Origin of the sequence: Streptomyces sp. NPDC058664, assembly GCF_042716635.1 — a bacterium.
In the GTDB taxonomy this organism is placed as follows: Bacteria; Actinomycetota; Actinomycetes; order Streptomycetales; family Streptomycetaceae; genus Streptomyces.
Genome location: NZ_JBHXRW010000012.1, coordinates 98113 through 123125 on the forward strand (window position 1 = coordinate 98113; position 25013 = coordinate 123125).

Consider the following 25013-nt stretch of genomic DNA (forward strand, 5'->3'; position numbering starts at 1 on the left):
CTGCGGGACCGCGGGCTCACGAACGGGGCCGGGGAGCCGTCCGCGCTCCTGCCGCCCCTGATGCGGACCCTCGCGCAGCCGTCCGTGATCGTCTCTCTGGAGGCGGGCGGGCGGCGGGCGGCCCTCCCGCTCAGCGCCGGTCCGGTCCGGCCGGCGCCGGTCCGCTCAGCGTCGATCCGGTCCGGTCAACGCCAATCCGGTCACTGCGCTCGGATCCGCCTCGGCGTCGCGACTCCGAGCGCCCGGTCCTTCAGGGCCGGGAACTGTTCGCGGGTCGTGGTGACCTTCGCCGGGTCGAGGTCGACCCGGAGGATCTCCTCGTCCGGGCCCGCCTCCGCCAGCACCTCGCCCCAGGGGTCGACGACGATCGAGTGGCCGGCCTGCTCCACGCCCGCGTGGGTGCCCGCCGTGCCGCAGGCGAGGACGTACGCCTGGTTCTCGACGGCGCGTGCCTGGGCGAGGAGGGTCCAGTGGGCGCGGCGGCGGGCGGGCCAGCCGGCCGGGACGACGAACGCCTGGGCTCCGGCGTCGACGAGCCCGCGGAAGAGTTCGGGGAAGCGCAGGTCGTAGCAGGTGCCGACGCCGACGGTCAGGTGCGGCAGGTCGACGGTGACCAGGTCCTCGCCGGCCGCCATCATCACCGCCTCGCCCTTGTCGAAGCCGAAGCGGTGGATCTTGCGGTAGGAGGCGGCGAGTTCGCCGTCGGGGGAGAGGACGAGCGAGGTGTTGTAGAGGGCGCCGCCCTCCGCCTCGACGAAGGAGCCGGCGTGCAGCCAGACCCCGGCGTCGCGGGCCGCCGCGGCCATCGCCCGGTGGGTGGGGCCGTTCAGCGGCTCGGCCTCGGCGGCGAAGGACTCGTACGCGAAGGCCCCCATGGGCCACAGTTCCGGCAGGACGACGAGGTCGGCGCGGTCGGATTCCTCCCGTACGAGACGCGCCACGCGGGTGCGCCGGGCGTCGACCGGTTCGTCCTGGTCTACCGCGATCTGGATCAGCGAGGCGCGCACACTACCACCGTCCTGGCATTCGAGCCGTCAACACCGGCCTACGATCGTCACACGAAAGCACTGCCGGGGTGCCTTCGGGCAGCGTAACTTAGCGTCCGAGCCTCCCACCCAGTCGTGTTATTCAGCCCGCGCACCGAAGAACCGCCGAGGGGTCCCGTGACCGTCCATCCCAGCCTCCAGAACTACGCCGACGCCTGGACCCACTCCATCGAGGCGATAGCCGAGCTGGTGCAGCCGCTCGTGGAGGGCGAGTGGAACCGGCCGACACCGTGCATCGGCTGGTCGGTACGGGACATCGTCTCCCATGTGATCGGCATGGAGACGGAGATGCTCGGCGATCCGCGGCCGATCCACTCCCTGCCGCGCGACCTGTACCACGTACGCAGTGACTTCGCGCGCTACATGGAGGTCCAGGTCGATGTGCGGCGGCACCACACCGCGCCGGAGATGACCTCGGAGCTGGAGTACATCCTCATCCGCCGGGCCCGTCAGCTCCGCAACGAGAACCGCTCCCCCGAGCACCTGATCCGCGCGCCCCTCGGCGCCGAGCAGTCCCTGGAACTGGCGTACCGGATGCGCGCCTTCGACGTGTGGGTGCACGAGCAGGACCTGCGGGTCGCGCTCGGCGTGCCGGGCAACCTGGACTCGGCGGGCGCGCACGTGACGCGGGACGTGCTGCTCGAAGCGCTGCCGAAGGTGGTCGCCAAGGACGCGGGGGCGCCCGCCTCCTCGGCGGTGGTCGTGGACGTGAGCGGCCCGGTGGAGTTCCTGCGGACGGTGCGGGTCGACGCGGAGGGCCGGGGTTCGGTCGACGGCGCGCCCTCGCTGGGCCCCGCGGTGACGCTCGCGACGGACTGGGAGACGTATGTGCGCCTCGCCTGCGGCCGGGTCCGGCCGGCCGACGTGGCCGACCGGGTCAAGGTGGAGGGCGACGAGCAGCTGGCGCGGGCGATCCTCGACAACTTCGCGGTGACGCCCCGCTAGCACCCGCTATACGGGGACGTGGACGGCCTCCACCCGGCTGGCGACGAGCCGTTCCCGTTCCCTGCGGTGGGTGCGGGCCTTGAGGCGCAGGATCTGGACGACGCCGAGGGCCTCCAGGACGAAGACGGACGAGAACGCGATCCGGTAGTTGTCACCGGTCGCGTCGAGCAGCACGCCCACGGCGAGCAGCGTCGTCATCGAGGCCACGAAGCCGCCCATGTTGACGATGCCGGACGCGGTGCCCTGGCGCTCCGGCGGGTTCGCCGGGCGGGCGAAGTCGAAGCCGATCATCGAGGCCGGTCCACAGGCGCCGAGGACCAGGCAGAGGGTGACGAGCAGCCACATCGGCGCGTGGTCGCCGGGGTACGCGAGGGTGCTCGCCCACAGCAGGGCGGTCGCGGCGACCGTGCCGAGGGCGAGCGGGGCGCGGGCCGCGTGGTGGCGGGCGATGATCTGCCCGTACGCGAGGCCGACGACCATGTTCGAGAGGACGACCAGGGTGAGCAGACCCCCGGCGGCCGACCGGGAGAGGCCCTGCGCCTCGACGAGGTAGGGCAGTCCCCAGAGCAGCAGGAAGACCATCGCGGGGAACTGGGTGGTGAAGTGCACCCACAGGCCGAGCCGGGTGCCCGGCTCCCGCCAGGACGCGGCGATCTGGCGGCGGACGTAGGCGGCGCCCGCGTGGGTGGCCGGCTGGGGCTGGTGTCCCTCGGGGTGGTCCTTGAGGAAGAGCAGCAGCAGGACGAGGACGAGGACGCCCGCGAGGGAGCTGCCGACGAAGGTGGTCGTCCAGCCGAGGCCCTGCAGGGAGCGGGCGATGAAGACGGTGGAGACCAGGTTGCCGGCCATGCCGAAGAGGGCGGCGACCTGGCCGATGAGCGGGCCGCGGCGGGCCGGGAACCAGCGGCTGCCGAGCCGCAGGACGCTGATGAAGGTCATGGCGTCGCCGCACCCGAGGAGGGCGCGGGAGGCGAGCGCCGTGCCGTACGTGGGGGAGAGCGCGAAGCCCAGCTGTCCGAGGGTGAACAGGACGACGCCGAGGACGAGGACCTTCTTCGTGCCGAGCCGGTCGACCATGAGGCCGACGGGTATCTGCATGCCCGCGTAGACGAGCAGCTGGAGGATGGAGAAGGTGGAGAGCGCGGAGGCGTTGACGTCGAAGCGCGCGGCGGCGTCGAGTCCGGCGACACCGAGGGACGTACGGAAGATGACGGCGACGAAGTAGACGGCGACGCCGACGCCCCAGACGAGGGCGGCGCGGCGGCCGCCGGGCGGGTCGCCGGGGAGGGTGGCGGCGGATCCGTGGCCGCTCCGGCCGCTGCCGTTTCTCCTGTCACGCGCCTTCCGGCTGTCACGGCCCTTCCGGTCGTCACGGTCCTTCCGGCTCTCACGGTCCTTCCGGTCGTCGCCGCTCACCGGTCCTCGCCCCTGACCAGGACCTTGACCCAGCTGAGGTGCTGGCGGACGCAGTGCGCGGCGCCCTCCGCGTCACCGGCCTTGATCCGGTCGAGGATCTCGGCGTGCTCGGTGATGTTCTTGGCGACGCGCTCGGGATGGGACTGCATCACGGCGACGCCCATGCGCAGCTGGCGGTCGCGGAGCTGGTCGTAGAGGCGGGAGAGGATCTGGTTGCCGGCGTGGCTGACGATCTCGGCGTGGAAGCAGCGGTCGGTGACGGCGACTTCGGCGAGGTCACCGGCCTCGGCGCGGCGCTGCTGCTCCTCCAGGAGCTCTTCGAGCCGCTCGACGAGCGAGGCGGGCGCGGGCACGGCCCGGCGGACGGCGAACTCCTCGACGAGCAGCCGGGTCTCGACGACATCGGCGATCTCCTGGGCGGAGACGGCGAGGACGAGGGCGCCCTTCTTCGGGTAGAGCCTGAGCAGCCCTTCCATCTCCAGCTTGAGCAGCGCCTCGCGGACGGGTGTCCGCGACACCCCGACGGCGAGGGCGAGTTCACCCTCGGTGAGGAGGGTGCCTCCCTCGTAGCGCCGGTCGAGTACGGCCTGCTTGACGTGCGCGTAGACACGGTCGGCGGCAGGGGGCCGCTTCGTGGGCTGCGGGGCTGGGGCGGACGGCATGCGCACAGAATAGATACAACAGAGGTGCAACAGACAGCCTCGTCCGGATCCTGGACTCCTTACCGGAGCCGGAAGTCGCATCCGACAAGAAACGTCCGGCGGTGGCCTCGGCCACCGCCGGACGTTTCACGTGAAACAGACGAACGTGAGCACTACGCCCAGGTGATCAGGCGCTTCGGCTGCTCCAGGATCGCGGCGACGTCCGCCAGGAACTTGGAGCCGAGCTCGCCGTCGACCAGTCGGTGGTCGAAGGAGAGGGCCAGCGTGGTGACCTGACGCGGCTTCACCTTGCCCTTGTGGACCCACGGCTGGAGCTTGATCGCACCGACCGCGAGGATCGCGGACTCGCCGGGGTTGAGGATGGGCGTACCGGTGTCGACGCCGAAGACGCCGACATTGGTGATGGTGAAGGTGCCGCCCTGCATCGCCGCCGGGGTCGTCTTCCCCTCGCGGGCGGTGGAGATCAGCTCACTCAGGGACGCCGAGAGCTCGGGCAGGGTCTGCGCGTGCGCGTCCTTGATGTTCGGCACGAGCAGACCGCGCGGGGTGGCCGCGGCGATGCCCAGGTTCACGTAGTGCTTGAGGACGATCTCCTGCGCCGCTTCGTCCCAGGCCGCGTTGATCTCCGGGTTGCGCTTGACCGCGACCAGGACGGCCTTGGCGATGAGGAGCAGCGGGTTGACCCGCAGGCCCGCCATGTCCTTGTCGGCCTTGAGTTCCTCGACCAGCTTCATCGTGCGCGTGATGTCGAAGGTCACGAACTCGGTGACGTGCGGGGCGGTGAAGGCCGAACCGACCATCGCCGCCGCCGTGGCCTTCCGTACGCCCTTGACGGGCACACGGGTCTCCCGGGCGTCGGTCGACCCGAAGGTCTGCGCGACGGGCGCGGGTGCCGCGGCCTGTGCGGGCGCCGCAGCCTGGGCCGGGGCCGCCACGGGCGTCGGGGCCGGAGCCTCGACGGCCGGCGCGGGCGCCGGAGCGGCCGCCGCGTGGACGTCCTCACGGGTGATGACCCCGTCCGGGCCGGTCGGGGTGACCGTCGCCAGATCGACGCCGAGGTCCTTCGCGAGCTTCCGGACCGGCGGCTTGGCGAGCGGCCTGGCGGCGGCCGGCGCGTGCCCGTTGAGCTGCTCCGGTACGGAGACGGCGACGGGTGCCGCGGGGGCGGGTGCCACCGGGGCGGGTGCCACGGGGGCGGCGGCGGCCGGGGCCGTGCCCGTCGGCGCCTTGCGCGCACGGCGCTTGGTGGAGCTGGCGGCCACGCCGTAGCCGACGAGGACGGGCTGGCGGCCCTTCGGCTCCTCCTCCCCCTCGACCGGCGCGGGCGCGGGTGCGGCGGCTGCCGGAGCGGCCTCGGCCGCCGGAGCCTCGGGCGCCGCCCCGCCGCCGACGTTCACCGAGATGATGACCTGGCCGACGTCGACCGTCGTCCCCTCGGGGAAGCACAGCTCGTGGACGGTGCCGTCGAAGGGGATCGGCAGCTCGACCGCGGCCTTGGCCGTCTCCACCTCGCACACGACCTGCCCGTCGGTGACCGTGTCACCGGGCTGGACGTACCACTTGAGGATCTCGGCCTCGGTCAGGCCCTCGCCCACGTCGGGCATCTTGAATTCGTGGATCGTCACGGTGCTCTCCTCAGTACGCCAGCGAGCGGTCGACGGCGTCGAGCACGCGATCGAGACCCGGCAGGTACTCCTCCTCCAGGCGCGCCGGCGGATACGGCGCGTGGTAGCCGCCGACCCGCAGGACGGGGGCCTCCAGGTGGTAGAAGCAGCGCTCGGTGATCCGGGCGGCGATCTCCGCGCCGGAGCCGAAGAAGACGGGCGCCTCGTGGACCACGACCAGGCGGCGGGTCTTCTCGACCGAGGCCTGGATGGTGTCGAAGTCGAGCGGTGAGATGGAGCGCAGGTCCACGACCTCGACCGACTTGCCCTCCTCGGCGGCGACGGCGGCCGCCTCCAGGCAGGTCTTCACCATCGGGCCGTAGGCGGCGAGGGTGAGGTCCGTGCCCTCGCGGGCGACACGGGCCCTGTGCAGCTCGCCGGGGAAGGCCTCGGTGTCGACCTCTCCCTTGTCCCAGTAGCGGCGCTTGGGCTCGAAGAAGATGACCGGGTCGTCGCTCTGGATCGCCTGCTGGAGCATCCAGTAGGCGTCGGAGGAGTTCGCCGGGGTGACGACCTTGAGGCCCGCGACGTGCGCGAAGAGCGACTCGGGGGACTCGGAGTGGTGCTCGACCGCACCGATGCCGCCGCCGTACGGGATGCGGATGACGACCGGCATCTTCACCGTGCCGAGCGAACGGGCCCGCATCTTCGCCAGCTGGGTGACGATCTGGTCGTACGCCGGGAAGACGAAGCCGTCGAACTGGATCTCCACGACCGGCCGGTAGCCGCGCAGGGCGAGGCCGATCGCGGTGCCGACGATGCCGGACTCGGCGAGCGGGGTGTCGACGACCCGGTCCTCGCCGAAGTCCTTCTGCAGGCCGTCGGTGATCCGGAAGACGCCGCCGAGCTTGCCGACGTCCAGGCCCATGATGACGACCTTGGGGTCGGTCTCCAGGGCCTTGCGCAGCGACTCGTTGAGCGCCTTCGCGAGAGGAAGATTCTGAACAGCCATGGTTACTCGCCCTCTCCGGCCGCGAAGGACGCCTGGTAGGCGGCGAACTGCGCGCGCTCCTCGTCGACGAGCGCGTGCCCGTCCGCGTACGTGTGGTCGAAGATCGCCATGTGCTCCGGTACGGGCATGGCGCGGACGGCCTCGCGGACGCTCTTGCCGAGCGCCTCGCTCTCCGCCTCCAGCTCCTCGAAGAAGGCCGCGTCGGCGTGGCCCTCGTTCTCCAGGTACGTCTTCAGACGCAGGATCGGGTCCTTGGCCTCCCACTCCGCGCGCTCCGCGTCACGGCGGTAGCGCGTCGGGTCGTCGGAGGTGGTGTGGGCGCCCATGCGGTAGGTGAACGCCTCGACGAGGGTCGGGCCCTCGCCGCGGCGGGCACGCTCGAGGGCCGAACGGGTCACGGCCAGACAGGCCAGGACGTCGTTGCCGTCGACACGGACACCGGGGAATCCGAAGCCACTGGCCCGCTGGTAGAGCGGGACGCGCGTCTGCTTCTCGATGGGCTCGGAAATGGCCCACTGGTTGTTCTGGCAGAAGAACACGACGGGGGCGTTGTAGACCGCGGAGAAGACGAACGACTCGTTGACGTCACCCTGGCTGGAGGCGCCGTCACCGAAGTACGCGAGCACGGCGGAATCCGCGCCGTCCTTGGCGATACCCATGGCATAGCCGGTGGCGTGCAGGGTCTGCGAACCGAGAACGATCGTGTACAGATGGAAATTGTTGCTGTTGGGATCCCAGCCACCGTGGTTCACACCACGGAACATTCCCAGCAGATTCGTCGGATCGACGCCACGGACCCACGCGACACCGTGCTCGCGATAGGTGGGAAAGACGTAGTCGTCGTCCCGCAGGGCACGGCCCGAACCGATCTGGGCCGCCTCCTGGCCGAGCAGCGACGCCCACAGGCCCAGCTCGCCCTGACGCTGCAGCGAGGTGGCCTCGGCGTCGAAGCGACGGGTGAGCACCATGTCGCGGTAGAGACCGCGCAGCTCCTCGGCGCTCAGGTCGATGTCGTAGTCGGGGTGCTGGACGCGCTCTCCCTCGGGCGTCAGCAGCTGGACGAGCTCGGGCTCCGTGGCTTCCGCCCCGGCGCGCGCGCTGGTCTTCTTGGTGGTGCTCGTGCTGGCGCTTGCGGTGCGCTTGGTGCCGCTGCTGCGTCGCGTCGTCTTGCGCGCGGCAGTGCTCTCCACGGTCACGTGCGTGCTCCTCCGTCGGTCCGGCCTCCGGGTTCGCCGGGAAGGCCAGTGCGGCTCTCCGCCTTATCCGTACCCTTCGCACGGGGTGGGTGCGACGCGGCCGGGGTCGGGCGTGACAGGTGCCCCGGCGAGCGCCCTGTCATAGGCACGTTACCCACAGCGTGCCATTCCTGCGAAACCCCACTTGACCTGCGATTTTGCTTGGATTTCCAAGTAAATCGAGAAAAGTGGGAACAGCGGCTGGTCAGCGCGTCGGCAACGGCCGAGAGGGCCGCCGGAACATCCGGCACGTTATCCCGCGCACCCCGGGCACGGGAAGAGCCAATATGTGAGACTGACCGCGTGCGCGAAGAAGGAAAAATCCGGGTATTTCTGCTGGACGACCATGAAGTGGTCCGGCGCGGCGTCCACGAGCTGCTCTCCGTGGAGGACGACATCGAGGTGGTCGGCGAGGCCGGGACGGCGGCGGACGCGCTGGTCAGGATCCCCGCGACCCGTCCCGACGTCGCGGTGCTCGACGTCCGGCTGCCGGACGGCAGCGGGGTCGAGGTGTGCCGCGAGATCCGTTCGCGGGACGAGGACGTCAAATGCCTGATGCTCACCTCGTACGCGGACGACGAGGCGCTGTTCGACGCGATCATGGCCGGGGCCTCGGGTTACGTCCTCAAGGCCATCCGGGGCAACGAACTGCTGAGCGCCGTACGGGACGTGGCGGCCGGCAAGTCGCTGCTCGACCCGGTGGCGACCGCCCGTGTCCTGGAGCGGCTGCGCGACGGCAACAACCCGAAGGGTGACGACAAGCTCGCCAATCTGACGGAGCAGGAGCGCAGGATCCTGGACCTGATCGGCGAGGGCCTCACCAACCGGGTCATCGGCGAGCGGCTGCACCTCGCGGAGAAGACCATCAAGAACTACGTCTCCAGCCTGCTGTCGAAGCTGGGCATGGAGCGGCGCTCGCAGGCCGCGGCGTACGTGGCACGGCTCCAGGCGGAGCGCCACTGAGGGGCTTGGGGCCGGAGAGCGCCGCTGAGGCGTTCCCGGGACCTCGGGACCTACGTCCCGGCGGAAGCGGGGCAGGGGTCCCTTTTCCGGCACGGTGCCGGTGACGGAGAGTGGATTCCATGTCCACCGACGAGATCCGCGCCATCGAGCTGCTCAACCGCGTGTCGTACGGCCGGGTGGCGACGAACATGCGGGCGATGCCGTTCGTCGCCCCCGCCCGGCACATCGTGGTCGACGGCCGTGTCCTGCTCCGGATGCACCGGGGGCTCGACTACCACCGCGCCTGCAACGGCAGTGTCGTCGCGTACGGCGCGGACAACTTCAACTCCGGGTCCGAGAACCTCTGGTCCGTGCAGTTCACCGGCACGGCCGAGATCGTCGAACCGACCGAGGAGGAGCTCGCCGCCTTCGGGCCCGAGCCGGAGCTGGTGGACGGCGAGGCCTTCGCGGCCGTCCACATGCGGATCGAACCGCAGTTCGTGACGGTGCACGCGCTCGACTACGCGAGTGAGAGGCCGATGCCCCGGCCCGCCGCCCACTCCACGGGGCGACACCTCCGCCACGTAGCGTGATCTAACATCTGGCGGGTGCCGCGCTCATCTGAACCGCTCACCCGGCCGACCGCCCCACCGGCCGCCACCCACCGCCCCGAGAACACCCGACCCACCGCCGTGCCCGCCCGGCGGGGTGGTGTCTCTCCCGGTCCGCACGGCGTCGCGCCCGCCCCACCCGTCGGCGCGCTGCTGCGCCGCCACCGGCACGCCGGCGAGCCGCTGGCCTGCGTGCCCGTCGCCGAGGGGCTGCTCAACCGGGGTTTCCGGCTCTCCACCACCCGCGGCACCTACTTCCTCAAGCAGCACCTGGACGCCCCCACCGCCGACCGTGCCACCATCGCCCGTCAGCACCGAGCCACCCAGCGGCTGCACGCCCTCGGCCTGCCCGTCGCCCCGCCGCTGCCCGACGCCACCGGCCGTACGGTCGCCGTCATCGGCGGCCACTGCTACGCCCTGCACCCCTGGGTCGACGGCCGCCACCGCGACGGCGCCCAGCTCTCCACCGGCTGCTCCCGGCGCCTCGGCACGCTGCTCGGGCAGGTCCACACCGCCCTGGACCGGGTGATGGAGCCCCCGGGGCCCGACGGGACGCCCGAGGGCGCCGACGACGGCGTCCGCGCGAGCGCCGACCTCCAGGACACCTTCCGGGCCATCGACGAACTGATCCGCCTCGCCCGCGCGCACCGCCCCCACGACAGCTTCGACGCACTCGCCGAGCACCGGCTCAGGGAGCGGCGCCGGCTGCTCGCCCAGCACGCCCACCACCGCCCGCCGCCCGCCGCCGCCGCGGGCTGGGTGCACGGCGACTTCCACCCGCTGAACCTGCTCTACCGGGGCGCGGAACCCGCCGCGATCGTCGACTGGGACCGGCTCGGGGTCCGCCCCAGGGCCGAGGAGGCGGTCAGGGCCGCCGCCATCTTCTTCGTACGGCCCGGGGGCGAGCTGGCCCTGGACAAGGTGCGGGCGTACGCGCGCGCGTACCGCCGGGCGACGGGTGCCGACCGCGCCGAGCTGGCGGCGGCGGCGCACCGGGTGTGGTGGGAGCGGCTGAACGACTTCTGGACCCTGCGCTGGCGCTACCAGCTGCACGACCGAAGGGCCGACCCGCAGTTTCCCGCGGTGTCGGCCCTGGCGGTCTGGTGGACCCGTGAGTACGCGTCGGTGCGCGACGCGTTCACCGGCTGAGCGGCCGGCGCCGCCCGGAGGACGGAGCCGCCGGGCACGGACGCCGGGGACGGTCGCCGGGCGTGAGCGCCGGGCACGGACGCCGGAGACGGTCGCCCGACGCGTCAGCCGACCTGGGGGTCGACGACCGGCGGCGTCGTGCCGGTGTTGCCGTTGTTGCCGCCGGTGGGCTCGCCGCCGCCCGTCGTCTCACCGCCGGTGGGCTCGCCGCCGCCCGTCGTCTCACCGCCGGTCGGCTCGCCCGTCGGCTCCGTCGGCGTGCCCGTGGTCTCGGTGGGCGCGGTGGTCGTCGGCTCCGTGGGTTCCTGGGTCGACGGCTCGGTGGTGGGGTCCGGCGGCACGTACGTCGTCTCCGGCGGCCAGGGGGCCTGGCTCTGGCCGCCACCGGACGTGCCCGGGTCCTGCGTCTGCTCCTCGGTGGTCTCCTGCGAGGGGGTGGGCTCCTCGGAGACCGTCGACGGGGACTTGCTGACGGTCGGCGTGATGACGCCCGTCTCCCCGCCCTTCTTGCCCGTCTGGTCGAGGGCGAAGACGACACCGGCGACGACCGCGATCAGCGCGAGCGCCGCGAACAGCCACATCTTGCCGCGGCCGCCACTGCCGCCGCCCTGCGGGCCGTAGGCCCCGTCCTGGCCGTAACCGCCGGTGCCGACCGTGCCCGCGTCGTAGCCGCCGTACCCGCCGTCCTCCGGGTTGACCGGCGGAAGGATCGGTCCCTGCGAGGTCTCGCCGTGCGCCGGGTGACCCATGGCGGTCGTCGCGGCCATGCCGCCGACCGGGGTGTACCCGCCGTCGTGCGCCTCGACCGGTCCGGTGTTCCAGGTGCCGGTGTGACCGCCCTGCTGCTGGAGCATCTGCAGCCCGTACTGAATGAGGCCGCGCATCTCCTCGGCGCTCTGGAACCGGTCGTCCGGGTCCTTCGCGAGCGAGCGCATCACCAGGCCGTCGAGCTCCGGCGGCACGGAGTGCGTGACGTCGGACGGCGGGACCGGCACGTCCTGGACGTGCTGGTACACGACGGACAGCGGGGTCTCGCCGGTGAAGGGGGGCCGCAGCGCGAGGAGTTCGTAGAGGAGGCAGCCCGTCGCGTACAGGTCGGAGCGGTGGTCGACGGCCTTGCCGAGCGCCTGCTCGGGGGAGAGGTACTGCGGGGTGCCCATGACCATGCCGGTCTGGGTCATCGTCGACTGCGCGCCGTGCAGGGCACGGGCGATGCCGAAGTCCATGACCTTGACGGCGCCGCCGTGGGTGATGATCACGTTCGCCGGCTTGATGTCGCGGTGCACGATGCCGTGCTGGTGCGAGTAGGCCAGCGCCTCCAGGACTCCGGAGACGATGATCAGGGCCTGCTCGGGCCCGGGGGCCTCGGCGCTGAGCAGCAGCTCGCGGATGGTGCGGCCCTCGACCAGCTCCATCACGATGTACGGCACGGGCCGGCCGGCCACGAGGTCCTCGCCGGAGTCGTACACGGCGACGATGGCGTGGTGGTTGAGCCCGGCGACGGACTGCGCCTCGCGGGTGAAGCGGGCCTTGGAGACCGGGTCCTCGGCGAGGTCGGCGCGCAGCAGCTTCACGGCGACGGTGCGGCCGAGCCGTACGTCCTCGGCGGCGAACACCTCCGCCATGCCGCCGCGGCCCAGTCGGTGGGTCAGGCGGTAGCGCCCGTCGCCGACGACTCCGCCGACGCCCCAGGACTCCGCCGACGCGTCCGGCACACCGCCACCTGATCCGGATTCGGGTGCCATCAGTCCTCGCCGTCGTCTGTCGTGCCGTGTCCAGTCGTCACGCTACAGGCTCCGTACGACACCACGGTCCGAGATGGACCGGCCATCCAACCCCGCCCACGTACACCTGTGCAAATTCGGCGGGTTTCCTCCGCCGCTCAGGAAACGCTTCGGAGAAGGTTCCTGTGCGGAGGGTCACGGAACGGGCACCCGGCTTGACGTGTCACTGCCCTCGGGCAGACTTGGCCAGGAAATTCCGGATCAACGCCGCCACGCGCGCGTAGGGGGAAGCACAGATGAGCCAGGACGGCGCACAGGGCCGCTATGCGGGCGGTTCGGTCGCGGGCGGCCGGTACCAGCTGCGCGACCTTCTCGGCGAGGGCGGCATGGCGTCGGTGTACCTGGCCTACGACAGCGCCCTCGACCGGCAGGTCGCCATCAAGACGCTGCACACCGAGCTCGGCCGGGAGCAGTCGTTCCGCGAGCGCTTCCGGCGCGAGGCCCAGGCGGTCGCGAAGCTCTCGCACACCAACATCGTCTCGGTCTTCGACACCGGCGAGGACACCCTCGACGGCTCCGTCATGCCGTACATCGTCATGGAGTACGTGGAGGGGCAGCCGCTCGGCTCGGTCCTCGCCTCGGACATCCGGCAGTACGGCGCGATGCCGGCCGACAAGGCGCTGAAGGTCACGGCCGACGTGCTCGCCGCCCTCGAGGTCAGTCACGAGATGGGCCTGGTCCACCGCGACATCAAGCCGGGCAACGTGATGACGACCAAGCGCGGTGTGGTCAAGGTCATGGACTTCGGCATCGCGCGGGCCATGCAGTCCGGGGTCACGTCGATGACGCAGACCGGCATGGTCGTCGGCACCCCGCAGTACCTCTCCCCCGAGCAGGCGCTCGGCCGCCCGGTGGACGCCCGCTCCGACCTCTACTCGGTCGGCATCATGCTCTTCCAGCTCCTTACGGGCCGGCTTCCCTTCGACGCCGACTCCGCGCTGGCCATCGCGTACGCGCACGTGCAGGAGGAGCCGGTCGCCCCGTCCACCGTGAACCGGGCGGTGACGCCGGCCATGGACGCCCTCGTGGCCCGCGCGCTGCGAAAGAACCCGAACGAGCGGTTCCCGAGCGCGGCGGCGATGCGTGACGAGTGCCTGCGGGTGCTCTCGGCCGGTCAGACCGGCGCCCCGGTGATCGTCCAGGGCGGTCCGGTCAGCAGCGGCGCGGGCGTCGGCTCGGCGGTCTTCCCGCCCGTCGGCCAGACCCCGCCGCCGACTCCGCACGGGGTGCAGCAGCCCTACCAGCCGGGACCGTACGGCCCGGCGACCCCCGCGCCCGCCCCGTCGTACGGCTACCCGCAGCAGGCTCCGACGCCCGCGCCGGCGTACCAGACCCCGGCCCCCGGGCCCGCGGCGTACCAGCAGGCGCCCGCACCCGCGTCGTACGCCCCGGCGCACACGCCCGCGCCCGCCCGGGCGGGCGGCGGCTCCCGGCGGAACATGCCGATGCTCGTGGGCGCGATCGTCGTCGCCCTGCTCGCGATCGGCGGCGCGCTCGTGGTGTTCAACCAGAAGGAGGACGACCCGCAGGCGGGCGGCACCGGCGGCACCACGGGCACGGAGCAGGGCCAGACGGCGGCCCCCGGCCACAAGGGCCCCGACCTGACCAAGACCATCGACCCGAAGAAGTGCACCCAGCCGACCGAGTCGAACGACGACCCCGAGAAGTTCGAGGTCCCGAACTTCACGTACAAGAACATCCAGTCGGTGAAGGACTGCGTCCGGGCGGCCGGGTGGAAGATCATGACCCAGACCCCGGTGGACGAGGCGACGTACGGCGAGGGCACCGTCCTGGAGCAGTACCCGCCGGCCGGCGAGGACATCACGGCCGGGGACGCCGAGTTCACCCTCAAGATCTCGACGGGCAACCCGCCGCAGTAGTCCTGACGCCCCCTCCGGCGCTTCGTTACGCCTACCGACCCCGTCCCGGATGCCGGAATTCTCCCGACATGTGACGCTGAGTCGACCATCTCGGCGGCTCGGTACGGGAGGGGGTCACCCGGTGACTCCAGCACTCCGCAGGGCACGGGCGCGGGCTCTCGGCCCCGCGCTCACCTGCGTGTTCGCCTGCACATGCACCTTGTACGCCGCGCCCCTCGGGTACGGGCAGGGCCTGGCGTACGGGGCGGAGGCACCCGGCACCTCGGTGAGCGGCACGGCCCCGCCGCCCACGATCGGCGGTACCACCACCCCCGCGACGCCCTCGCCCTCCTCGTCGCCCCCCTCGCCCTCCGCACCCCCTGCGCCCTCTTCCTCGCCCCCTTCTTCCGGTGCGCCGTCAGCGACCGTCACCCCTTCCCGTTACCCCTCCGCGTCCGCCTCCCCGGTGCGGACCGGTGGCTCCGGTACGCCACCGCCCCCGGCGCCCGCCCCGACCGGCACCGGGGCGCCCGCGCCCGCCGCGTCGAGCGCCGAGCCCACCGACGCACCCGCCCCCAGCGGCTCCGCCTCCCTCGCGGGCCGGCCGGCCGGTGAGGGACGGACCCGGCCCGGACGGCCCCCGGCGCCCAGCCCCACGGAGGCCTCCCCGGACGACTCCCGTACCGAAACGGCAACAGACCCGCGTACCCCCGAGGCCGACGAGGAGCAGGCCGAAGCGGTACGTGAGGAGGACCCGGTCGTGACGGAGGTGCCGCGGGCCAGTCGGCCGGCCGCCGCGCCGCACGGAGCGGCCGAGGCCGCTCCCACCCTCGTCGACCAGCGGATTCCCGTGATGACCCTGGGGGTGGGCCTGGCCCTGATGGGGCTCGGGATCGGTTTCCTCGGGCTACGGATGCGCCGTCGCTGAGCCTTCCGCCAGGCCCGGGTCCCCCTTGAGGCGGACCCCCCGCTTCCGCCTCAGGACGGTTGTCCGCCTCGGCATACCCGGTATACATACTGAGTATGTCGATCCGCCACGGGCTTCTCGCCCTCCTCGAAAGCGGCCCTCGGTACGGCTCCCAGCTCCGTACGGAGTTCGAGTCCCGCACCGGCTCCACCTGGCCGCTCAACGTCGGCCAGGTCTACACGACCCTCAGCAGGCTGGAGCGCGACGGCATGGTCGCCCAGGGCGGCGAGGACGCGGCCGGGCACGCCCTCTACGCGATCACCGACAGCGGCCGCGCCGAGCTCAGGACCTGGTTCGAGAAGCCGGTGGACCGCACCAGCCCCGCCCGTGACGAGCTGGCCATCAAGCTCGCCATGGCCGTGGGCGCCCCCGGCGTCGACATCCGCCACGTCATCCAGTCCCAGCGCCGGCACACCGTGAAGGCGATGCAGGACTACACCCGCCTCAAGGCCCAGGCTCTCGTCGCCGTCGAGAGCGGCGCGGCCCGCGAACGGGACGACGTGGCCTGGCTGCTCGTCCTGGAGCAGTTGATCTTCCAGACCGAGGCCGAGGCGCGCTGGCTGGACCACTGCGAATCCCGGCTGATCCGGCTGTCGGCTCCGACTCCGGCTCCGGCTCCGGCTCCGGCCGCGAACGCCCCGGGCACGCCGACGACGCCGGACGTGTCCGCTCCGGACGCTCTGAACGCTCCGGACGTGCCGCCCGCCGCGCCTCCCGCGCCCGGTCCGGCTTCGGCGCCCGCTCCGGCCCCCGCTCCCGCTCCCGCAGGGCGGGACGCCGAGGCCGCCCCGCCCGTGGCCGGGCCGCGCTGACCACCGGCGCGCGCCCCACCCGTACCGCTGACGCACCACCTTTCACCGCTCGTTCCCGTACCCGGCCGACCGTCGTGTACGTCCAAGGGGGGACCCCTCATGTCCGCACCGCAGCCCGTGCTGCAACTCCAGAACCTGACCCGCGTCCATGGCGCGGGTGCCACCGAGGTGCACGCCCTGCGCGGTATCGACCTCGCCGTGTACCCGGGTGAACTCGTCGCCGTCATGGGCCCGTCCGGCTCCGGCAAGTCCACGCTGCTGACCATCGCGGGCGGCCTCGACACCCCCACCTCCGGCCGGGTGATCGTCGAGGACACCGACATCACCACCGCGAGCGCCAAGGAGCTCGCGGCACTGCGCCGCCGCAGCATCGGCTACGTCTTCCAGGACTACAACCTCATCCCGGCGCTCACCGCCGCCGAGAACGTGGCCCTGCCCCGCGAGCTGGACGGGACCTCCGCCCGCAAGGCGCGGGTCGAGGCCCTCAAGGCACTGGAGGAGATGGGGCTCGGCCACCTCGCCGACCGCTTCCCCGACGAGATGTCCGGCGGCCAGCAGCAGCGGATCGCCATCGCCCGTGCCCTCGCCGACGAACCGACCGGCGCCCTCGACTCCGAGACCGGTGAGTCCGTGCTCGCCCTCCTGCGCACCCGCTGTGACGCGGGTGCCGCCGGTGTCCTCGTCACCCACGAGCCGAGGTTCGCCGCCTGGGCCGACCGCGTCGTCTTCCTCCGGGACGGCGCCATCGTCGACCAGACCGTGCGCAGCGAGGCCGATTCCCTGCTGTCGGGCCAGGTGGCAGAGGCGTGAAGACCTGGTTCCATTCCTGGCGGGCCGCGATCCGCATCGCCCGTCGTGACGCGTGGCGTTCCAAGGGCCGCAGCGCCCTCGTCCTGGCCATGATCGCCCTGCCGATCCTGGGCGTGAGCGCCCTCGATCTGACCTACCGCAGTTCCGAGCTGTCCCCCGCCGAGCGGGCGACGAGGTCGATGGGCGCGGCCGACGCGATATTCCGGGACGCCCAGGTCGAGGGCGTCCCGATCTACCAGGACCCGACCGGCGAGATGAACACGCCGGTCAAGGAGTACAAGGACCAGCCGTGGCCCAACGGCCGCACCGACGTCACCAAGACGTTCCCCGCGGGTTCCAAGGTCCTCGAGGACAGCACCGGGTCGGCCAAGCTGACCACGGTCCACGGCCTGCTCACGGCCGACGTGCGTGAGCTGAAGGCCTCCGACCCGATGGCCCGGGGCATCATGACCCTCCTGACGGGGCGTTTCCCGGAGAAGAACGACGAGGTCGTGGCGACCTCGCACTTCCTGGAGAGCAGCGGTCTGAAGGTCGGCTCGACCCTTTCCGCCCGCAACTTCGACCGTCCGTACCGGATCGTCGGCTCCTACGAACTTCCCGACGCGCTCGCCGCCGACCAGGTCAACGCGCTGCCGGGAGCCTTCCTCGCCCCGTACGGCAAGGCGGTCGAGAAGGCCGGACTCTCGGCCCCCTCGACCTCCACCACCTATCTGGTGAGCAAGTCCGGTGGTTTCACGTGGAACATGGTCAAGGAGATCAACGCCAAGGGCGTGACCGTCACGTCGCGCGCCGTCCTCATCGACCCGCCCGCCGATTCCGAGGTACCGCTCTACCAGAAGGAAAGCTGGGGCCTGTACGAGTCCAGCCCGGTGGACGACGCCGCCGAACTCGCCGCCATCGGCACGGTCGTCGGCCTGGCGATGCTGGAGATCTGCCTGCTCGCCGGACCGGCCTTCGCCGTCGGCGCCCGCCGCTCGCGCCGCCAGCTCGGTCTGGTCGGGGCCAACGGCGGTGCCCGCAGCCACATCCGGGCCATCGTGCTGAGCGGCGGTCTGGTCATCGGCGTCGCGGCGGCCGTCACCGGCACCGTCCTCGCCGTGATCCTCACCCTGGCACTCCAGCCGGTCCTCGAGGACGTCATGAACCAGCGGTTCGGCGCCTTCGACGTCCGGCCGCTCGAACTCCTCGGCATCGCGCTGCTCGCCGTTCTGACCGGTCTGCTCGCGGCGATCGTGCCGGCCGTCACCGCCTCCCGGCAGACCGTCCTCGCCTCGCTCACGGGCCGTCGCGGCGTCCGCCGCAGTAGCAGGGTGCTGCCGCTGATCGGCCTCGCGGCCGTCCTGCTCGGCGGCGCGATCGCCCTGTTCGGCTCCATGGTCTCCGAGCAGTTCATCGTCGTGGCGGCCGGCTCGGCCCTCGCCGAGCTGGGCGTCGTCGCCATGACCCCGGCCCTGGTGGGCCTGTTCGGGCGGGCCGGGCGCTGGCTGCCGCTGTCGCCGCGGCTCGCGCTGCGGGACGCCGTCCGCAACCGGGGACGTACGGCCCCCGCCGTCGCCGCCGTCCTCGCCGCCGTCGCGGGCACGGTCGCCGTCTCCACCTTCACGGCCAGCAGCGAGGCGCAGAACAGGGCCGGCTACCAGGCCCGCCTGCCGCACGGGGCGGTCTCCACCTTCGTCCTGGAGGAGGGCGGCCGGGACGTCCCCGCGGTCCGCGAGGCGGTCCAGCGCCACCTCCCCGTCGACGTCCGCGCCGACGTCGAGCGGGTCTCGGTCGGCAAGCCCGGCTGCGACCCCTGGGGCAACACCCCGGGCTGCGGCCGCTACGAGGTCGTGCTTCCCAAGGCGAACGAGTGCCCGCTGTACGCCACCACCCTGCCCGGCGAAGGCGACCCCAGCCAGAAGTACACCCCCGAACAGCGGCGAAAGATGATCACCGAGGACTGGCGGTGCGACCAGGCCTCCAGCGGCGGCTGGGTCTCCGTCGACGGCGGCCTGCTCGTCGGTGACGCGAAGGTCCTCCAGGTCCTCGGCGTCGACGACCCGGAGGCCGTGAAGGCCCTCGCCGACGGGAAGATCGTCGCCTTCTCCCGGGCCGAGATCGACAAGAACGGCACCGTCGGCATCAAGCAGGTCACCGACATCCCCGCCGCCGACAGGGCCTCGGAGAAGGGCCTGCCCGCGCCCGGAAAGGTCAGCTCCGTCCCCGCCTATCCGGTGCCCGAGGGCCAGGAGTCCTACGGCGTCCAGTTCCTGATGACCCCGGCCACCGCGAAGGCCGCCGGACTCTCGACCCTGCCGGCGGGTGCGTACTTCAGCACCGAGCGGATGCCGGGCACCGAGGAGCGCCAGAAGCTCGAGGGCGAGCTCGCCAAGCTCGGCAGCGATGTCGACCTGCACGTGGAGGAGGGCTTCGTCAACGACGACGACCTCTTCCTGATCGCCCTGGCGATCTTCGCGGGCCTCGTCACCATCGGCGCCGCCGGCATCGCCACCGGCCTCGCCCAGGCCGACGCCGAGGCCGACCTCAAGACGCTCGCCGCCGTGGGCGCCCCGCCCCGGGTCCGCCGTACGCTCAGCGGCTTCCAGTGCGGAGTCGTCGCGGCGATGGGCGTGATCCTCGGATCGGCGGCCGGTGTCCTGCCGGCCATGGGCCTCCGTCTCACCGAGGAGCGCGAACAGATCCGCTACTACGAGGAGGCGATCAGCCAGGGCTGGGACAACGGCATGTCCGGCCCGCCGTACGTCCCGATCGTCATCCCCTGGGAGACCCTCGCGGGCCTGCTCGTCGCCGTACCGCTGGGTGCCGCGCTGCTCGCCGCCCTGGTGACCCGCTCGCGCGGCGCGCTGGCCCGGCGCGCGGCGACCTGACGGTCTTCGTTGCCTTCCTGTGCCCCTGTACGAGGGTGGATCACCCTCGTACAGGGGCACACCCCGTCGTGACGCGTATGTACGAGAGAATGGCGGCATGGAGATGCCGAGGAATGACAGGTCGCAGGAGAGCCCCCAGGTCCTCATCGTGGGACAGAACGGGATGGCGCTCGGCGGCACTCAGGGCGACGACGAACCCCGCGAGGTCCCGGTGACGGAAATGGTCGAGCAGCCTGCGAAGGTCATGCGGATCGGCAGCATGATCAAACAGCTCCTGGAGGAAGTACGCGCGGCACCTCTCGACGAGGCCAGCCGGGTCAGACTCAAGGACATCCACGCCAGTTCCGTGAAGGAACTGGAGGACGGGCTCGCGCCCGAGCTGGTCGAGGAACTGGAGCGCCTCTCCCTGCCGTTCACGGACGAGGCGATCCCCTCCGAGGCGGAGCTGCGCATCGCGCAGGCCCAGCTCGTGGGCTGGCTGGAGGGCCTCTTCCACGGCATCCAGACCGCCCTCTTCGCCCAGCAGATGGCGGCCCGCGCGCAGCTGGAGCAGATGCGCAGGGCGCTGCCGCCGGGCGCGTCCCACGACGATGACGATGACGACCGGGGCCCCGGCCACGCGGTCCGCTCGGGGCCGTACCTGTAGGTCCATCGCCCGTAGGGCGTCCGTGGAGACAGAAGGGGCCCGGCACACCGTGTGCCGGGCCCCTTCCGCATGGCGCGTCAGCCCCGGGGCGCGAGCAGCAGCACCTTGCCGACGTGACCGCCGGACTCCAGCGCGCGATGGCCCTCGGCGGCGTCCTCCAACGGCACCGTACGGTCGACCACCGGCCGGACCGTGCCCGCGCCGATCAGCGGCCAGACGTGCTCCCGTACGGCGGCGACGATCGCCGCCTTCTCCTCCGCCGGACGGGAACGCAGCGTGGTCGCCAGGACGGCGGCACGCTTCGCGAGCAGCGCCCCCAGGTTCAGCTCGCCCTTCACACCGCCCTGGAGACCGATGACGACGAGCCGGCCGTTCACGGCCAGCGCCTGCACGTTCCGCTCCAGGTACTTGGCGCCGACGATGTCCAGGATGACGTCCGCGCCCGCCCCGTCGGTCGCCTCGCGCAGCTCCTCGACGAAGTCCTGCTCGCGGTAGTCGATGAGGATGTCCGCACCGAGTTCGGCGCAGCGCGCCAGCTTCTCCGGGCCCCCCGCGGTGACAGCGACCCGCGCCCCGACCGCCTTCGCCAGCTGGATCGCCATCGTGCCGATGCCGCTCGCGCCGCCGTGCACGAGCAGCGTCTCGCCCGGCCGCAGGTGCGCGATCATGAAGATGTTGGACCAGACCGTGGAGGCGACCTCCGGAAGCGCGGCGGCCGTGGCCACGTCGACACCCTCCGGTACCGGGAGCAGCTGGCCGGCCGGGACGACGACCTTCTCCGCGTAACCGCCGCCGGCGAGCAGCGCGCACACCTCGTCGCCGACGGACCAGCCGGACACCCCCGGGCCGACGGCGGCGATCCGGCCCGAACACTCCAGACCGGGGTACGGGGAGCTGCCCGGCGGCGGGTCGTAGAAGCCCTGGCGCTGGAGCAGGTCGGCGCGGTTGACGGCGCTCGCCACCACCTCGACGAGCACCTCGCCCTCGCCGGGTACGGGATCGGGCACCTCGGCCCAGACGAGTGCCTCGGGACCACCGGGTTCCGGAATCGTGATCGCATACATGGCGGCGAGGCTACTCCCGCCACCACCCCGGGGCGGGTGCCCCCGCTCCCTCCTCCGGCGGACGGTCCCCGCTCGGTCCTCCCGCGGCGGGTGGGTCCCGCTCGATCCTCCGGTGGCGGGTGGTTCCCGCTCAGTCCTCCGGCGGTGTGGTGAGCCGGGTGACCGGCGCGGCGCGCACGATGGTGATCACCCGGTCGGTGAGCTGGAGCGGACTGGCCGCGGGATCGTCGTAGCCGAGCAGCCGGTGGCCCCGGAGGACGCTCACCACCAGGTCGCCGGTCTCCCGCACGCTCTTGCCGACCTCGCTCTTGGTCACCGGGCGCTCCACGAGGTCCAGGCCGGAGCCCTGCTGGATCAGGTCCTCCATCACCGTGCCGGCGCTGGGGCTGAGCACGGAGAGGCCGAGCAGGCGCCCGGCCGCGCTGGCGCTGGTGATGACCGCGTCCGCGCCGGACTGGCGCAGCAGCGGCGCGTTCTCCTCCTCGCGGACGGCGGCGACGATCTTCGCGCCCCGGTTGAGCTGCCGGGCCGTCAGGGTGACCAGGACGGCCGTGTCGTCGCGCTGGGTGGCGATGACGATCTGCCGGGCACGCTGCACCTCGGCACGGAGCAGCACGTCGCTGCGGGTCGCGTCGCCGACGACACCGACGAACCCGTCCGCGTTCGCCGTCTCGATGACCTTGCTGGACGGGTCGACGATGACGATCTGCTCCTTGCTCAGACCGGTGGCGCAGAGGGTCTGGATCGCGGACCGCCCCTTGGTGCCGAAGCCGACGATGACGGTGTGGTCGCGCAAGGTGGACCTCCAGCGGTTCAGCCGGAACTCCTCGCGGGTCCGCTCGGTGAGGACTTCGAGAGTGGTGCCGACCAGGATGATCAGAAACAGCACGCGCAGGGGCGTGACCAGCAGGATATTGGCGAGCCGCGCCGTGTCGCTGTACGGGACGATGTCGCCGTACCCGGTGGTGGAGAGCGTCACGGTCGCGTAGTAGACGCAGTCGAGGAAGTCGAGCGTCTCGTTGGCGTTGTCGTGGTAGCCATCGCGGTCGACGTAGACGATGAGGACCGTCAGGACCAGCACGCCGAGCGCCATGAGCAGACGCTTGCCGACCTGGCGCAGCGGCCGCTCGACGACGTGTCGAGGCATGCTGACCCGGGGGCCGGAGAGTTTCTCGTCCGCGTGGCGGGCCATCACGTCACGACTGGGAAGTTTCACGTGAAACACGCTCCTTGGGCCGGTACGGCCCCCGCCTCGGTCGGCCAGGGAAGGCCGAGGATGTCCAGCTCCTGGCCGGGCAGCGCGCCGCCGGGCGGTACGACGGCCAAGCCGTCCGCGGCGGCGATGCCCCGGAGCATGGCCGGTCCGCTGTAGTGCAGGGGTATGGCCCGCCCGCCACGGCGGACGACCGGGACGAGGCGTGTGTCGTACGGATGCCCGTGCACCTCGTCCTGGACGGGGACGCGGGGCAGGAGCGGGGCCGGAGCGGCTTCGATGCCTGTTTCGACTACGACTTCGGCTTCGGGCCCAGGTCCCGGTCCCGGTCCGGCGCCGATCAGGGCCGTGAGCAGGGGCTCGGCGAGCGTGAGGAGGCCGGACACGGCCGCGAGCGGGTTGCCGGGGAGCCCGACGAGGTGCCGGACGTGGCGGTCCCGGGCGTGGCGGTCCCTGACCTGGTGATCCCGGGCGGGCTCGGCCCCGAGGCGGGCGAGCAGCATCGGGTGGCCCGGCCGGACCTTCACCCCGTCGACCAGGAGGGCGGCGCCGGCCTTCTCCAGCACCCCGTGGACATGGTCCACGGGCCCGGCGGCGGTTCCACCGGTGGTGACGACGAGGTCGGCGGTGGAGCCGGTGACGGCGGCGTACAGCTCCTCGGCGTCGTCACCGATCCGCCGGGTGGCGAGGACCTCGGCGCCGAGCACCGTCAGCCAGGGGCCGAGCATCGGGCCGAGGGCGTCACGGATGAGCCCCTCGTGGGGGAGGCCCGCCGTGAGCAGCTCGTCGCCGAGGACCAGGACCTCCACCCGGGGGCGGTACGGCACGGGCAGCTCGTCGTATCCGGCGGCGGCCGCGAGGCCCAGCACGGCCGGGGTCACGCGGGTCCCCGAGGGGAGAAGTTCGTCACCGGCGCGGCACTCCTGGCCCCGGGGGCGGATGTCCTGCCCCGGCACCACCTCACGGAGGGCGTGCAGCAGGGTGGCGGCGCCTGTGCCCGCCTGCTCGGTACGGGAGTGCTCGGTACGGAGGACGGCGGTGGTGCCGGAGGGGACGCGGGCGCCGGTCGCGATCCGCACGGCCTCACCGGCGGCGGACACGGCCGAGGACGCCTGCCCGGCGAGCACGGCGCCGTCCTCGCGCACGGTCCAGGGGCCGGGGCCGGCGACCGCCCAGCCGTCCATGGCGGAGGTGTCGAAGGGCGGCAGGTCGGTGAGGGCGAGCAGCGGCTCGGCCAGGACCTCGCCGAGCGTCTGCCCGAGCGGAACGCCCCGCGGCGTCCGGCCGGCCCGCGCGAAGACCCCGGCGCGGACGGCGGCGGCTCGCGCCTCGGGCCAGGCGGTGGCCCGGTGCGGCTGCCCGGCACGCGCGTCGGTGGCGGTGCCCGGGGGCACCGGGGCGGGCTCCTTCGGGCTCATCCGGCCTCGTCCTGCTCGGCGGCCCAGCGCTGGGCCAGCGCGGCGGCCTTGCGAGCGGCCTCGGCGACCGCTTCCGGACCGCCCTCGGCGCCCGCGCGCGCCGCCGCGTACCCGACCAGGAAGGTGGTCAGGGGCGCGGCGGGGCGCGCCACTCCATGGGCGGCGTCACGGGCCAGGTCGAGCAGCACGCCGGTGTCGACGTCCAGCTCGATGCCCAGTTCGTCCTTGACTGCGGTGATCCATTCATCCAGCACGGTCCCATGCTCCCTGATGCGGGCCCGGGCCGTGGCGATGTCCTCCCAGGTGTCGCAGTCGAAGGAGGCGAGAGCGCCCGCGGCGACCCGGACGGGGCGGAGCACCCGCGTGAGGTAGCGCAACGGCAGGTGGTCGAGTCCTCGGTGGTCGTGCGTGAGACGGCGCAGCTCGCGTCGCAGCGGTCCGGTCCGGTACGCGGCGACGAGCGGCTGGTCCTTTCCCTCGGCGTCGACGAGGAGGGCGGCCTCCGCCTCGGGAGCCCCGTCGAGCGCCGCCAGGAGGGTCCGTACGGTGTCCCGGTCCAGGAAGGGCAGATCGGCGGAGAGGACGAGGAGGACGGCGGCCTCCGTCTCCCGGGCTCCGGCGTCGAGGGCGGCCACCGGCCCACCGCCGGGCGGCTCCTCCCGGGTCCAGCGGACGGGACGGGCCGTCGGGCGCGGATCGCCGACGACCACGGTCAGGCCCGCGTCGGGGCAGGCCGCGAGGACCCGGTCGAGGAGGGTCCTTCCCCCGACTCGTACCGCGGGTTTGTCGGAACCGCCGAGACGCCGGGCGGCGCCCCCGGCGAGCACGACGGCGTCGTAGGCGGTGGTCACCCCAGCAGTATGGGGCTCGGGGGTCCGCGGACGCCCGCCCCGTCCCACCCAGAGAGACGGACCGGGCCGGACCAACGGCTCTCACGGAGGAGGGAGTCCC

Annotated in this window: 22 protein-coding genes; 10 read left to right on the forward strand and 12 right to left on the reverse strand. The window is 72.6% G+C overall.

Features of this window, described 5'->3' with window-relative positions:
• Positions 1 to 200: 200 nt before the first annotated feature.
• Positions 201 to 1007, reverse strand: coding sequence for a carbon-nitrogen family hydrolase (locus ACFWUY_RS12810; RefSeq protein ID WP_384106383.1), 807 nt, complete (start codon positions 1005 to 1007; stop codon positions 201 to 203).
• Between the two features lie 156 nt (positions 1008 to 1163).
• Between ACFWUY_RS12810 and ACFWUY_RS12815 the strand changes: the two genes are divergently transcribed.
• Positions 1164 to 1991, forward strand: a complete 828-nt coding sequence (locus ACFWUY_RS12815; RefSeq protein ID WP_384106386.1) for a maleylpyruvate isomerase family mycothiol-dependent enzyme — start codon at positions 1164 to 1166, stop codon at positions 1989 to 1991.
• Positions 1992 to 1997: 6 nt separating this feature from the next.
• Here the strand turns inward: ACFWUY_RS12815 and ACFWUY_RS12820 are convergent, their stop codons facing one another.
• From ACFWUY_RS12820 to pdhA, 5 genes are all read right to left on the reverse strand, one after another.
• Entirely contained in the window at positions 1998 to 3407 is a 1410-nt protein-coding gene (locus ACFWUY_RS12820) for a nitrate/nitrite transporter (protein WP_384106389.1), read from the reverse strand.
• The gene (locus ACFWUY_RS12825) at positions 3404 to 4069 is read right to left on the reverse strand and encodes a GntR family transcriptional regulator (protein ID WP_384106392.1); all 666 of its coding nucleotides are present in this window, start codon (positions 4067 to 4069) and stop codon (positions 3404 to 3406) included. The genes ACFWUY_RS12820 and ACFWUY_RS12825 overlap by 4 nt, the downstream gene beginning before the upstream one ends.
• A 152-nt stretch (positions 4070 to 4221) precedes the next feature.
• Positions 4222 to 5673: a dihydrolipoamide acetyltransferase family protein gene (locus ACFWUY_RS12830; RefSeq protein WP_384106544.1), complete on the reverse strand. Its 1452-nt coding sequence runs from the start codon at positions 5671 to 5673 to the stop codon at positions 4222 to 4224.
• A gap of 31 nt (positions 5674 to 5704) precedes the next feature.
• Positions 5705 to 6685 carry an alpha-ketoacid dehydrogenase subunit beta gene (locus tag ACFWUY_RS12835; protein ID WP_384106394.1) on the reverse strand — a complete coding sequence of 327 codons (981 nt, stop codon included), beginning with the start codon at positions 6683 to 6685 and terminating at the stop codon, positions 5705 to 5707.
• 2 nt (positions 6686 to 6687) lie between these two features.
• On the reverse strand, positions 6688 to 7881 hold the full coding sequence (gene pdhA / locus ACFWUY_RS12840; RefSeq protein WP_384106397.1) for a pyruvate dehydrogenase (acetyl-transferring) E1 component subunit alpha: 1194 nt from the start codon (positions 7879 to 7881) through the stop codon (positions 6688 to 6690).
• A 342-nt stretch (positions 7882 to 8223) separates the two neighbouring features.
• Here pdhA and ACFWUY_RS12845 point away from each other — a divergent pair, with 342 nt between their 5' ends.
• The 3 genes from ACFWUY_RS12845 to ACFWUY_RS12855 all read left to right on the forward strand — a co-directional run bounded on the left by ACFWUY_RS12845 (position 8224) and on the right by ACFWUY_RS12855 (position 10622).
• Positions 8224 to 8883, forward strand: coding sequence for a response regulator (locus ACFWUY_RS12845; RefSeq protein WP_384106400.1), 660 nt, complete (start codon positions 8224 to 8226; stop codon positions 8881 to 8883).
• Positions 8884 to 9002: 119 nt separating this feature from the next.
• A complete protein-coding gene (locus ACFWUY_RS12850; protein ID WP_384106403.1) occupies positions 9003 to 9455 on the forward strand; it encodes a pyridoxamine 5'-phosphate oxidase family protein in 453 nt (150 codons plus the stop codon).
• Positions 9456 to 9554: 99 nt separating this feature from the next.
• Positions 9555 to 10622 (forward strand): phosphotransferase, encoded by a 1068-nt coding sequence (locus tag ACFWUY_RS12855; RefSeq protein ID WP_384106549.1) that lies wholly within the window; start codon positions 9555 to 9557, stop codon positions 10620 to 10622.
• Between the two features lie 104 nt (positions 10623 to 10726).
• On the opposite strand, the gene ACFWUY_RS12860 is transcribed toward ACFWUY_RS12855, so the two are convergent.
• Positions 10727 to 12367, reverse strand: a complete 1641-nt coding sequence (locus ACFWUY_RS12860) for a protein kinase (protein WP_384106406.1) — start codon at positions 12365 to 12367, stop codon at positions 10727 to 10729.
• 275 nt (positions 12368 to 12642) lie between these two features.
• Between ACFWUY_RS12860 and ACFWUY_RS12865 the strand changes: the two genes are divergently transcribed.
• A complete protein-coding gene (locus tag ACFWUY_RS12865) occupies positions 12643 to 14286 on the forward strand; it encodes a protein kinase (protein ID WP_384106409.1) in 1644 nt (547 codons plus the stop codon).
• A gap of 114 nt (positions 14287 to 14400) precedes the next feature.
• Here ACFWUY_RS12865 and ACFWUY_RS12870 read toward each other — a convergent pair whose 3' ends face one another.
• Positions 14401 to 14697 (reverse strand): hypothetical protein, encoded by a 297-nt coding sequence (locus tag ACFWUY_RS12870; protein WP_384106412.1) that lies wholly within the window; start codon positions 14695 to 14697, stop codon positions 14401 to 14403.
• 34 nt (positions 14698 to 14731) lie between these two features.
• Here ACFWUY_RS12870 and ACFWUY_RS12875 point away from each other — a divergent pair, with 34 nt between their 5' ends.
• From ACFWUY_RS12875 to ACFWUY_RS12895, 5 genes are all read left to right on the forward strand, one after another.
• The gene (locus ACFWUY_RS12875; protein WP_384106415.1) at positions 14732 to 15193 is read left to right on the forward strand and encodes a hypothetical protein; all 462 of its coding nucleotides are present in this window, start codon (positions 14732 to 14734) and stop codon (positions 15191 to 15193) included.
• A 95-nt stretch (positions 15194 to 15288) separates the two neighbouring features.
• Positions 15289 to 16044, forward strand: a complete 756-nt coding sequence (locus tag ACFWUY_RS12880; protein ID WP_384106417.1) for a PadR family transcriptional regulator — start codon at positions 15289 to 15291, stop codon at positions 16042 to 16044.
• Between the two features lie 99 nt (positions 16045 to 16143).
• Positions 16144 to 16854, forward strand: a complete 711-nt coding sequence (locus ACFWUY_RS12885) for an ABC transporter ATP-binding protein (protein ID WP_384106420.1) — start codon at positions 16144 to 16146, stop codon at positions 16852 to 16854.
• Complete coding sequence (locus ACFWUY_RS12890) at positions 16851 to 19721, forward strand: ABC transporter permease (RefSeq protein WP_384106423.1); 2871 nt, start codon at positions 16851 to 16853, stop codon at positions 19719 to 19721. The genes ACFWUY_RS12885 and ACFWUY_RS12890 overlap by 4 nt, the downstream gene beginning before the upstream one ends.
• A 97-nt stretch (positions 19722 to 19818) precedes the next feature.
• Complete coding sequence (locus ACFWUY_RS12895) at positions 19819 to 20367, forward strand: bacterial proteasome activator family protein (protein WP_384106427.1); 549 nt, start codon at positions 19819 to 19821, stop codon at positions 20365 to 20367.
• 77 nt (positions 20368 to 20444) lie between these two features.
• Here the strand turns inward: ACFWUY_RS12895 and ACFWUY_RS12900 are convergent, their stop codons facing one another.
• The 4 genes from ACFWUY_RS12900 to ACFWUY_RS12915 form a co-directional block, all read right to left on the reverse strand.
• Positions 20445 to 21431: an NAD(P)H-quinone oxidoreductase gene (locus ACFWUY_RS12900; protein WP_384106430.1), complete on the reverse strand. Its 987-nt coding sequence runs from the start codon at positions 21429 to 21431 to the stop codon at positions 20445 to 20447.
• Positions 21432 to 21561: 130 nt separating this feature from the next.
• Positions 21562 to 22623 carry a potassium channel family protein gene (locus tag ACFWUY_RS12905; protein ID WP_384106554.1) on the reverse strand — a complete coding sequence of 354 codons (1062 nt, stop codon included), beginning with the start codon at positions 22621 to 22623 and terminating at the stop codon, positions 21562 to 21564.
• 20 nt (positions 22624 to 22643) lie between these two features.
• Positions 22644 to 24062, reverse strand: a complete 1419-nt coding sequence (locus tag ACFWUY_RS12910; RefSeq protein ID WP_384106433.1) for a molybdopterin molybdotransferase MoeA — start codon at positions 24060 to 24062, stop codon at positions 22644 to 22646.
• Positions 24059 to 24913: an NTP transferase domain-containing protein gene (locus ACFWUY_RS12915; protein ID WP_384106436.1), complete on the reverse strand. Its 855-nt coding sequence runs from the start codon at positions 24911 to 24913 to the stop codon at positions 24059 to 24061. Before ACFWUY_RS12915 ends, ACFWUY_RS12910 begins: the two co-directional genes overlap by 4 nt.
• Between the last annotated feature and the right edge of the window lie 100 nt (positions 24914 to 25013).